The organism is Collimonas fungivorans (genome assembly GCF_028292705.1).
Taxonomy (GTDB): Bacteria; Pseudomonadota; Gammaproteobacteria; order Burkholderiales; family Burkholderiaceae_D; genus Collimonas; species Collimonas fungivorans_B.
In genome coordinates, this window is the sequence record NZ_JAQGLV010000185.1 from 1 (window position 1) to 11,608 (window position 11,608).

Below are 11,608 nucleotides of genomic sequence, written 5' to 3' on the forward strand. Positions count from 1 at the left end.
CCAGCTTGTTCAGCTCGTCCAGCATGTCGTCCTGGCGGGCGAGCCTGATTTCGATATCGACCATGCGGTCTTCCTGGTTCATGTTGCGTTTCCTTTTTTATGGCAGCGCAGATGGTAGCGCAATAACGTTGCCTGGCGCCGTTTGATATGCGTGCTCGAGCGAAACCGGCTGGGCGGATATCCAGACCGCACAAGGCGCGAATTCCGGATTTCCGCACAAAAAACGCCGGAGATCTGTTTTCTCTCCAAAATTTTTTCCAGCAAATCAAGCACTTAGCTTTTCCATTCAAGCTGGCACGAAGCCTGCGATGCCTTGTGTAAAAATACAATCCACAGGAGACAAAATTGCCTAATGAGATAAACTTGCCTTGCTGCAAGAATTCCGCCATCTTCGATTCAAGCTCGCCTTAACTCTATTCGCTAATCCCCTTTGCCTGTTGTGCCTTCCAGGTGGCATGATGTAGCTTGCGCGCAAGCTGCATGTGTACTGGGATTGCACAAAAACATTAAAACCAGGAGACAACCATGTCCACGCTTCATCCGTCCGACCATGCCGCCGCTGCGGACACTCGCAAACGCATCTTCGCCATTGTCGGCGCCTCGTCCGGCAACCTGGTCGAGTGGTTCGATTTTTATATCTATTCGTTTTGCGCGATCTATTTTGCGCCGAAATTTTTCCCCAGCGGCAATGCGACCACGCAGCTAGCCAATACCGCCGCCATCTTTGCGGTGGGTTTCCTGATGCGGCCTATCGGCGGCTGGCTGTTCGGCCGCATCGCCGACAAGCACGGCCGGCGCACCGCGATGATGATTTCAGTGCTGATGATGTGCGGCGGTTCGCTGATGATTGCCTGCTTGCCGACCTACGAGACGATCGGCATCGCGGCGCCGTTGCTGTTGCTGCTGGCGCGCCTGTTCCAGGGCTTGTCGGTGGGCGGCGAATACGGCACCAGCGCCACCTACATGAGTGAAGTCGCGCTGGAAGGACGGCGCGGGTTTTTTGCTTCGTTCCAATACGTGACCCTGATCGGCGGCCAACTGCTGGCGGTATTGGCGCTGGTGATCTTGCAGCAGCTCCTGACCACCGAGCAGCTGCACGCCTGGGGCTGGCGCATTCCTTTCGTGCTGGGTGCCGTAGCCGCACTGGTTGCCCTTTACCTGCGTAAATCGCTGAGCGAAACCTCGACCGCGGAAACCCGCAAAAACAAGGATGCCGGCACGTTGGCAGGCCTGATGAAACACAAGAGGGCATTCCTGACGGTGGTTGGCTTCACCGCCGGCGGTTCATTGATTTTCTACACCTTTACCACCTACATGCAGAAATACCTGGTGAATACGGCCGGCATGCATGCCAAAACCGCCAGCACCGTGATGACCGCGGCGCTGTTTATCTACATGCTGATGCAGCCGCTGTTCGGCGCGCTGTCCGACAAGATCGGCCGCCGCACGTCGATGCTCTGGTTCGGCGCGCTGGCAACCGTGGCTACGGTGCCGATCCTGCACGCGCTCAAGGATGTGACCAATCCTTACGCGGCGTTCGGTTTTGTCATCCTGGCGCTGGCGATCGTCAGTTTTTATACCTCGATCAGCGGCCTGATCAAGGCCGAAATGTTTCCGCCGGAAGTGCGCGCATTGGGCGTCGGTTTGTCTTATGCCGTGGGCAATGCGATTTTCGGCGGCTCGGCAGAGTTGGTGGCGCTGGAGCTGAAAAAGGCCGGCAGCGAATCGACTTTCTACTGGTATGTATCGGGCATGTGCGCATTGGCTTTCATCGTCGCCTACAAGATGCGCGATCCGAGCAAGGAAGGTTATCTCAAAGACGTTCCGCTTGAACCGCATGTGGCCGCTGGCGCACCGGCAGGATCACGTTGAACACAGGCAGGCGGCAGTGCCGCCTGCCGCTGGTTTTTTTATTCGGGCGGCTGCCATGACAAGTCTGCTGGTGATGTTAAGAGCGAGAAAGCCGCTTGTTTTAATCGTGCTGGCGTCTGTCTGCGCCGCCGGCGTAGTGCTGACGACTTATGTCGTGGCGTCCAGGAAAGCCAGCAGCGACATCGGCGAGGCAAGCGAACGGCAGCTGCAAATCATCGCGCTCGATCTGGAATCGGTGCTGCAGAAATTCGAGACCTTGCCGTTTGCCCTCGGCTTCCAGACGGATGTGTCGCAAGCGCTGGCGCGACCGGACGACAAGCTCAACATCCAGCGTCTGAACCAGACGCTGCAGTTGATCCAACGCCAGTCCAAGGTGGTGGCGATCTTCATGCTGGACCGGAATGGCCTGACGCTGGCTTCCAGCAATTGGGATTCGGCTACCAGTTTCATCGGCAGGGATTTTGGTTTCCGTCCTTACTTCAAGGAGGCGATCAAAGGCAATCCTGGACGCTTCTACGGCATAGGCAACACCACCAACGTGCCAGGTTACTTCATCGCCCAGCCTATTTATGCCAGCGCCGCCGCCCATGGCGAAAACGCAGTGCTGGGCGTGATGGCGGTCAAGATAGACCTGACCGAATTCGAGCATACCTGGCGCAGCAGCGAAGATCCGATTACGCTGGTCGACAGCAGCGGCGTGGTTTTTCTAAGCAACCGGCCGGAATGGAAGTATCACAGCCTGTATCCGCTGAACGGCGCGGTGCAGCAGGACCTTACCGGCACCCATCAATATGCCGACCGGACGATTACCCCGGTCAGTTCTTTGCCGAACCGGGAGAGTTCAGGGTTCGGCCAGCACGTCACGCGCGGCATCGGCCCCCTGGGCTGGCAGCTGATGCTATTCCCGTCGCAGGCGCGGATCGCCCGCATCGCCATTTTGTGGACCCTGGCTGCAGCGCTGTTGCTGGCGATTGCAGGAATTTTCCTGTGGGCTCTGTACCAGCGCAGGCGCCGGCTGGAAGAACGCCTGGTGTCGGCTGAGTACCTGGACCGGACCATCGCCCAAAGGACGCAGGAGCTGCTGGTGGCGAATCACACCCTCGAAGCGAAATACGCCAAACTGCAAGAAACCGAACACCTGCTGCGCTCGACCCAGAACAAGCTGATCCAGGCCGGCAAGCTGGCCATGCTGGGACAAATGGCGGCCGGCATCGCCCACGAGCTGAACCAGCCGCTGGCGGCGATCCGGGCGTTTGCCGACAACGCCATGACTTTCCTGACGCGCGGGCAGGCCGACAAGGCCACGGAAAACCTCGGCCATATCAGCAACGCCAGCGGCCGCATGGGCAAGATCGTCGGGCAGCTCAACGGTTTTTCCAGGAAGAGCCATGAAGCGGTCGCCGCCATCGACTTGTCGAAATCGATAGAGGCGGCAGCCTTATTGCTGCACAACGAGTTCCAGACCCATGGCGCCAGCCTGCAGATCGAGATCCGCCAGGCCGCCTGGGTGGTCGGCGACTCGGTGCGTACTGAGCAAGTGCTGATCAACCTGTTGCGCAACGCGCTGGACGCAGTGGATAATGCCGAGCAAAAAACCGTCTCCCTGGTGCTGGAATGCGAGGGCGGCGAGGCCGTGATCCGCATCCGCGATTCCGGATCCGGGATTCCGGCCCAGGTTGCCTTGCACCTGTTCGAGCCGTTTTTCACCACCAAGCCGTCCGGCAAGGGATTGGGCCTGGGCCTGGCCATTTCATCGTCCATCGTACAGGCGATGAACGGCCGCCTGACGGCGAATAACCATAACGATGGCGGCGCCGAATTCGTATTGCGCATTCCTTTGCTGGAAACGGTAGAGTCTTGATGGAGGTAGGGGTGGCAACGCTGGAAGCGGTATTGATCGAAGACGAACAGGCAGTGCGGGAAGCGATTGCCCAGACGCTGGAATTGGGTGGGTTTACCGTCCATGCCTGCGATAGCGTGGAACAGGCGCAAGCCTGGCTGAGCCCTGGTTTTGCCGGCGTGATTGTCACCGACGTGCGGTTGCCGGGCCGTTCCGGCCTGGAATTGCTGACCCAGGTCGTGACGCTGGATCCCGACCTGCCGGTGATTGTGGTGACCGGCCATGGCGACGTCAGCATGGCGGTCGACGCCATGCGCGCCGGCGCCTACGACTTCATCGAAAAGCCGTTCGCCGCCGAACGTCTGATGGAAACCGCGCACCGGGCGCAGGAAAAGCGCAGCCTGATCCTGGAGAACCGGCGCCTCAAGGCAGCCTGGGTCGCGCATCCGGACATGCCCAGCCTGATCGGGCAGTCGGCCGCGATCGAAAAGGTCCGCACCATGATCCGCAGCGTCGGGCCGACCATGGTCGATATCCTGGTCAACGGCCAGACCGGCAGCGGCAAGGAAGTGGTGGCGCGCCAGCTGCATGTCGCCAGCGGCCGCAAAGGACCGTTTGTCGCCATCAATTGCGGCGCGCTGCCGGAAGCCGTATTCGAAAGCGAGATTTTCGGGCATGAGGCGGGAGCTTTCACCAGCGCCCAGAAACGGCGCATCGGCAAGCTCGAATACGCCAAGGGCGGAACGGTGTTCCTCGACGAAATCGAAAGCATGCCGCTGGCCTTGCAGGTGAAACTGCTGCGCGTGCTGCAGGAGCGGAAACTGGAGCGGCTCGGCGGCAACGAGCCGATCGCCATCGATTGCCGCATCATCGCCGCCAGCAAGGCCAACCTGCTGCAGATGAGCGCGCAAGGCAGTTTTCGCGAAGACCTGTATTACCGCATCGGCGTGGTCAGCATCGACCTCCCGCGCCTCAATGAGCGGCGTGAGGATATTCCGCTGCTGCTGGCGCATTTCATCCAAGGCGCCGCGCTGCGTTACCAGCGGCCGTTGCCGCAATGGACGCTGGCGCAGATGGCCCAATGGCAAACCCGCGACTGGCCGGGCAATGTGCGTGAGCTGCGCAATTTTGCCGACCGCCTGGTGCTGGGAGTGGCGGAAGGCGTGGCCGATGTTGCGGCCCAGGACAGCGGCGCCGTCGCCAACGGCGTGCCGCTGCCGCAGCAGCTGGATATCTACGAGCGCATGCTGATCACCGAGATGCTCAACGCCAGCAGCGGCAACGTCGCCATCGCCGCTGACCGCCTGGGCTTGCCCAAAAAAACCCTGTACGACAAGATCAAGAAGTACCAACTGGCCGTGGGCAAGGCGCAAGACCGTACCGAATAATATTGTTTCGACAATTGTTTTGTTGAATATGGGAAATGTTACAAAACATTATTCTGCTGGACAAGCGCGTTTGAATCTTTATCATTGGCATCTTTTTTAACATGGATGTAACAATGCGCGTTTCACCGCTGCCATCAAGCTCATCCAAAGCACCAGACCGTAGTCCCAGTTTCCAATTCGGCTTTATCGACCTGCTCAAGGTTATTGCGGCACAACTGATTGTCCTGCACCATCTGGCGTTCTACGGGCCGATGGCGGACCATGTGCGTCCTGTCGCGCCGGTTCTGATCGACTGGCTGGACACCTACGCCCGCATCGCGGTCCAGGTATTCCTGGTGGTCGGCGGTTTCCTGGCCGCCAAGTCCTTGTCGCCGCAGGGCGTTTCCACCGTTTCCGATCCGCTGCGGGTCTTGTGGCGGCGCTACATGAAGCTGGTGCCGCCGTTCCTGGTGGCGACCGTGCTGGCGATAGGCGCTTCCTCCTGGGCCGCGCTGTGGATGACGCATTACTCCATTTCCGCCATGCCGACCGCCATGCAGCTGGCTGCCCATGCCTTGTTGCTGCATTCCATATTGGGTTACGAATCGATCTCGGCCGGCGCCTGGTACGTCGCCATCGATTTCCAGCTGTACGCGCTGCTGACCATGCTGCTATGGCTGACCGGCGGCCTGGCCAGGCGGCGCGCCATGCCATGGCTGGCGCCGGTGCTGGTAGTGGCCGGCGTCAGCGCATCGCTGCTGTACTTCAACCGCGATGCCGCCTGGGATGCCTGGGCGCCGTATTTCTTCGGCAGCTACGGCCTGGGCGTGATTGCCTGGTGGGCGCGCGACCTGGGCCGGCGGCCGGCGGTGGTGGCGCTGCTGCTGGCGGCGATACTGTTACCGACCTTGTATGCATTGGCGATCGATTTCCGCAGCCGCATCGCCGTCGCCTTGCTGGTGGCCTGCGCGCTGGTGCTGGTGAGCCGGCGCGGGGTACTGCTGTCGCGCCAGCGTTTTGCCTGGATACGCTCATTCGGACGGATTTCCTATTCCATCTTCCTGGTGCATTTCCCGGTCTGCCTGGTGGTGAATGCGGCTTTCGCCAAGTTTGTGCCGGCGCAGCCGCTGTTGCAGGCCGGCGGCATGGTGCTGGCCTGGGCTGCAAGCCTTGGCGCCGGCGCGGTTTTCTATCGCTGGGTGGAGATCCCGCTCAGCCGTCTCTCCGCGCGTGCGCCGGAGCACGGTTCGCCGTTGCGGGTTCCTGCCACTGCCTAAAGGTTACAGCAGGTTACAGCACATCCTCGGTCTTCAGCGCAGCGCCCGCTGGCTGGACCTCGGCGCGCTGGCGGCGCTGGCGCCGGAAATGCAGGAAAGCCAGCACCAGCGCCGCCAACTGCAGCACCGCGCAAAAATAGAACGGCGCGCCGATCCGCCAGTCGCCTTTCGGCAGGTGCGACACCGCACCCAGCAATGGCGCACCGATAACCGGCGCGATCACCGCCATCAGGCTGTTGAGTGAGCTGACCGCGCCCAAGGTCTGGCCCTGGCTGTGCGAATCCACCGCGCCGGAAATGATGCTCTGGATCGAGGCGTTCACGGTGGCGCCGAATATATTGGCGAAAATCACCGCATACATCATCCACGACTGGCTGGCGACACCCCACAAGATATAGGCAGCGGTGGAGGAGACCAGCCCGATCACCGCCAGCCGTTGCGGGCTGAAGCGTTTCAGCAATGGCCCCAGCAATACGCCTTGCACGATCACCGACATGATGCCGACTGCGGCCAGCGACTGGCCGTTCTCCAGCGGCCCCCAGCCGAATTTGAACGTGGTGTACAGCACCCAGGTGGTAAACAACATAAACTGCGCCAGGCCGTTGCAGGCGATCACGGCGACCAGCGGTCCTACCGCTTTCAGGCGCGACAAGGCTTGCAGCGAGGCAAGCGGATTGGCGGCCCGCCAGCCGAAGCTGCGGCGCCGCTCCAGCGGCAGCGACTCAGGCAGCACGAAATAACCGTACATCAGGTTCAGCAAGGCCAGGCTGCCGGCCACGATGAACGGCAAGCGCAAATTGATCGCACCGAGCAAACCGCCCATCACCGGACCGACGATAAAACCGACGCCGAACATCGCGCCTATCATGCCGAAGCGCTTGGCGCGCTGCTCCGGCGGCGTGATGTCGGCTACGTAGGCATTGCAGACCGCCGCATTGGACTGCATGGCGCCGCCGACCAGGCGCACCACGATCAGCATCCACAGCGCAGTCGAAAACGCGGTGGCAAAAAAATTCAGCGCCAGCCCGCAAAATCCCAGCAGCAGCACCGGCCGCCGGCCGTACTGGTCGGACAGGGCGCCGAGGATAGGCGAGCCGAAAAAATTGGCGATGCCGAAAGCGAAAGCCACCGCGCCATACCAGAATGCCTGGTCGGCTTGCGAGCCGGTGAATTTCCCGACCAGCACCGGCAGCACCGGGATGATCAGGCCGATTGAAATCATGTCGATCAACACCGTGAGCATGATGAAAGGCATCGCAGCCTCACGGGGGCGATTCTGGGGCGGTGTGGTGGTGTTGGTCACGCTGTGCTACTCCGGTAGGTAGTGCTAGGTGGTCGACGGATTTCAGGGATTGCCTGATTGCCGTCCGTCATCATATCTAGAAAAACGATGCGGTGACCTGGTGTTTATCTGAGGGCAGCGAGAACTGGCTTCACGTTCGGATGAGATTGCGGTTCCCATTAGTTTCTATTTGATAACAAAATTGTCAATTCTTTCAATATGTACATTTGGTAACACTTTTTTATTATCAGATAAATATGTTGCTGTGTAGTATCCAGTTTCAGTCGTATCAAGAAAATAATACAAATGCTTACGCGGGGGAGTGCTATGGAAACGACCGGAGAGGCTACCGGCTGGCGCCAGCAGAAAAAAAGCAACTTGTTACCGAGCTGTCTGTATTGATCTTATTGATACCCCATGTAGTTCAATTCGTTGAAATTCAATTGCAAAGGTTATTCATGAAGATATACCCATGTAGTGTCCTGCTAGCACTCACGCTGGCAGGTTGCGGCGGTGGCGGTAGCGGCAACGATGAAACCAGCGCTTCCCGTGCTGCAAGTGTACCGGCGCTAAGCAGCGTGCAAACGAGCTACGAGAGTTTCGCGCTTGCTGCAAACGGCGGCTTGCATTTCGTTGATGGCGTTCTCAATTATTCAGTTTCCTCATCAGGGGTGTTATCGTTTGCGCCCGGCAGTTACCTGTATACGAATGATTCAAGTATTCCGCAGTCAGCGGCGAACGGAACGCAAACGCTTTCGGTCGGTTTCAGTCCGACAGCCAAGAGCTTGCCGCTACCGCCATCAAGCGTGCCGTCGCGATATCTGATCAATGGCATAGTTTTCACTGCAGCGTCTCCTACGCAAAACCAGGTTACTTATGTAGGTAACAATGTCCTTGAAAAGTATCTGGCGACGGATGGCAAGACTGTCGTGCGCGCACTGCTTGGAACAAGTTACAAAGTAACGCCGCTGTCGGGTTTGATTGCGACCACATCGGCCGAACTCTTTAACAGGAGCAAGCTCGCCATGCTTGAACCTACTATCGATGGCACTGCACTGTACGATCACCAAGCCAGTTGGCAAACCGGTTCTGCCTACATGGAGGTAATCAGGCAGTACGTCGGCGATACGCTTGGCGTTGGTGATTGCTTGAAGCCGACCACAACCGGGCCCAACATCACGCCTTGCGCCAGCACGGGTTCGGCGTTGGAAGGGTTTTTTCCTCATGTGAGTCCTAACGACGGATTGACGTACCAAATCGGGGACGGTCAGATAGTTACGTTGTCCGGCGTGCGGGCCTGGGTAGCGACTGCTCCATTTACCAACGCTGTCACGAAGGATTATCGTGTCTACTACGAAAGTAATGGCGCTATTTATAGCGGAATCTTGACAAGAGATGGAACGCAGATTCAAGTGGCGCCATTTGGGATAGTGCAAGATTTTTATCTGTTCATGAATAATGCAGCCGTGCAGTCGATAAAATCAGCCGTCAATTTTTAAATCACGCTACGATTGCAGGCGAATGGCCATTTCATTGCGCCATTCGCCTGCTGGATATCTTATGAAGCCGAAAATATTCAATCGCCTATTTTTATCGTCGCAAGCGAAAAAGAATCCCTGAAATATCCTTCCTGAATATCGGTAATTCATGCCACCCTGGCTGAAGAAATACTCCAATCGCAACCCTCTGAAATCAGTAGCAAGTACCCGCTTTAAGGTTCAGAATCAATTCGTCCTCAGTTCATTCCTCCGGATATTTGGAGTGAACCGTTGGACATTCAGTTGGACATTTATCGTCGAAAAAAGGAAGGCGTATGGCTAAAGTAACTGGTTTATCCGGGAATGAAATTTTCTGCCTGGCGTTAAAGAATTATTCGGCGGGCGAGATTGTGGTCGGCAACAGTGTCAACTCGATGGGCTTCCTCGGCGGCATAGGCGCCGGCCTGAAAAACATGCTCGGCGGCGAAATTACGCAAGTGACCGCGGCAATCCATGAAGGCCGCGCGAATGCATTTGAACGCATGAGCAAGGAGGCTGCGCAGCACGGCGCTTCTGGCGTGGCGGGAGTGTCGAGCGAGTTGAGATCGTTCAGCGGCAGCACGGAGTTTTTGTTTGTCGGTTCATGCATCCATGCGCGCGATGCGTCCAGCCGTTTTTTCACCACGGCCGGCGATGCGCAAGAACTGTATTGCCATATGGACGCCGGCTATGAGCCGATCCAGCATGCGTTCGGCAACATCGCTTATTCCATGGGCGTCGGCGGCGGCATCATGGGGTCGCTGAAGACCTTGGTGCGCGGCGAAATCGCCGAATACAGCAATATCTTCAACACGACTCGCCACAAAGCGCTGGAACGGCTGGTCAGCCAGGCCAAGGCTGATGGCGCCAACGCTGTGGTTGGCATCCGCACCACCATTCTGCCGTGGATGGGAACGCATGAGATGCTGATGGCCGGCACGGCGTCGCGGCACGGCGCGCTCCCGGCCAGCGCCGACAGCAATCCGGTCACCAGCGATCTTACCGGTGAAGAGTTGTGGGCAATGACAAGTCTCGGCTACGCCCCGGTAAAGCTGCTGATGTCGACTTCGATCTACTCGCTGGGCGTGGTGGGCGGCTTCATGGCCGCGTTCAAATCTTTCACCAAAGGCGAGATCAGCGACCTGACCACGCTGATCCATGACGCGCGCGAGATTGCCATCGCGCGTCTGAAAGACGAAGCCGATGAGCTCGGGGCGGAAGAAGTGGTTGGGGTGAAGACCTATATCGCCGAGATCGGCAGCGGGCTGGTCGAATTCATGGCGATCGGTACCGCCGTCAAAAAAATGCCGGGTTTTTCGGTCAAGACCGCTGCGCTTCCGGCGCAGGCGATCATCCGCGACAAAGATACCTGGATGGATGGCGATTTCGGCTTTTCGCTGGATCGCAGCGGGAGTTCCTGAGTTACCCAATTCCGGAAAGCAGTAAAAATGATTCTGCCGTGGATCCCCTATGGCAGGACGGCTGGCGCGATGATGCGCCGGCAGGGAAAAACAGTCGTACAAAAAATAAAGAAAGAAACGATATGTCTAATCTATTCTCAAGCCTGGGCTGGTTGCCCATGACGCTTATCATTCTGGTTGCAGTTGCTATCGTGCTTGCGGTGTTTTTTTCGGTATCGGGCATCATCCGGTACATTCCAAACGACCGGATCGGCGTGGTCGAGAAATTGTGGAGCTCCAGCGGATCGGTCAAAGCCGGTTTGCTGGCCTTGCATGGCGAGGCGGGCCTTCAGCCTGACCTGAGGCGCGGCGGTTTTCATTTCTTTGCGCCTTTCCAGTTCCGGGTGCATATCCATCCCATGGTTTCCGTCACCCAGGGCAAGATCGGTTATGTTTTTGCGCGCGACGGCATCGACCTGCCTGCCGGGCAGACGCTGGCCGACAATGCCAAGGTCGAGGATTTCCGTGACGTGCGGTCTTTTCTTGAAGGCGGTGGCCAGAAGGGGCCGCAACGCAAGATCCTGCGCGAAGGCACGCACATCATCAATCCGGCGCTGTTTGTCGTCATGACGGAAGAGGCGACCTATTCGCTGTCGCTGGATGCCAAGGAAAAGGCTTACTACGAACAGATGCGCGGCGTGCTGGACGAGCGCAGCGGTTTTACCCCGGTGGTGCTGAAGGAAGTGGCTGGCACCCACGATTCGGACCAGCTGGCCATCGTGACGGTGCAGGATGGGCCGGGGTTGCCGAAGGATGAATTGCTGGCGCCGGACGTCGGCGACAGCCACAACTCGTTCCAGGAACCGGAAAAATTCCTGGCTGCGAGCGGCTTGCGCGGCCGCCAGGAGCGAGTGCTGGTGGAGGGCACCTACTATATCAATCGCCTGTTTGCGACGGTCGAGCTGATCAAGAAGACCATCATTCCGGTCGGTTTTGTGGGGGTGGTGGTTTCGTACACCGGCCGCAAAGGCTCCGATTTGTCCGGCAAGGAAT

The 11,608-nt window shown here is 58.5% G+C and carries 7 protein-coding genes and 1 pseudogene; 7 read left to right on the forward strand and 1 reads right to left on the reverse strand.

The window, feature by feature from the left end; translation table 11 throughout:
• Nucleotides 1-525 precede the first annotated feature (525 nt).
• The 4 genes from JWQ61_RS09965 (at nt 526) to JWQ61_RS09980 (ending at nt 6,356) form a co-directional block, all read left to right on the forward strand.
• Nucleotides 526-1,872, forward strand: a complete 1,347-nt coding sequence (locus JWQ61_RS09965; RefSeq protein ID WP_304360394.1) for an MFS family transporter — start codon at nt 526-528, stop codon at nt 1,870-1,872.
• Nucleotides 1,873-1,927: 55 nt separating this feature from the next.
• The gene (locus tag JWQ61_RS09970) at nt 1,928-3,733 is read left to right on the forward strand and encodes an ATP-binding protein (protein WP_304360395.1); all 1,806 of its coding nucleotides are present in this window, start codon (nt 1,928-1,930) and stop codon (nt 3,731-3,733) included.
• Nucleotides 3,733-5,100, forward strand: coding sequence for a sigma-54 dependent transcriptional regulator (locus JWQ61_RS09975; protein ID WP_304360400.1), 1,368 nt, complete (start codon nt 3,733-3,735; stop codon nt 5,098-5,100). Before JWQ61_RS09970 ends, JWQ61_RS09975 begins: the two co-directional genes overlap by 1 nt.
• A gap of 113 nt (nt 5,101-5,213) precedes the next feature.
• Nucleotides 5,214-6,356, forward strand: a complete 1,143-nt coding sequence (locus tag JWQ61_RS09980; protein ID WP_304360396.1) for an acyltransferase — start codon at nt 5,214-5,216, stop codon at nt 6,354-6,356.
• Nucleotides 6,357-6,369: 13 nt separating this feature from the next.
• Here JWQ61_RS09980 and JWQ61_RS09985 read toward each other — a convergent pair whose 3' ends face one another.
• Complete coding sequence (locus tag JWQ61_RS09985; protein WP_304360397.1) at nt 6,370-7,659, reverse strand: TCR/Tet family MFS transporter; 1,290 nt, start codon at nt 7,657-7,659, stop codon at nt 6,370-6,372.
• 236 nt (nt 7,660-7,895) lie between these two features.
• Here JWQ61_RS09985 and JWQ61_RS09990 point away from each other — a divergent pair, with 236 nt between their 5' ends.
• The 3 genes and pseudogenes from JWQ61_RS09990 to JWQ61_RS10000 form a co-directional block, all read left to right on the forward strand.
• On the forward strand, nt 7,896-9,137 hold the full coding sequence (locus JWQ61_RS09990) for a hypothetical protein (protein WP_304360398.1): 1,242 nt from the start codon (nt 7,896-7,898) through the stop codon (nt 9,135-9,137).
• A gap of 314 nt (nt 9,138-9,451) precedes the next feature.
• The gene (locus JWQ61_RS09995) at nt 9,452-10,576 is read left to right on the forward strand and encodes a heavy metal-binding domain-containing protein (RefSeq protein WP_304360399.1); all 1,125 of its coding nucleotides are present in this window, start codon (nt 9,452-9,454) and stop codon (nt 10,574-10,576) included.
• 158 nt (nt 10,577-10,734) lie between these two features.
• Nucleotides 10,735-11,608 (forward strand): annotated as a pseudogene (locus JWQ61_RS10000) (flotillin family protein); the annotation flags it as partial.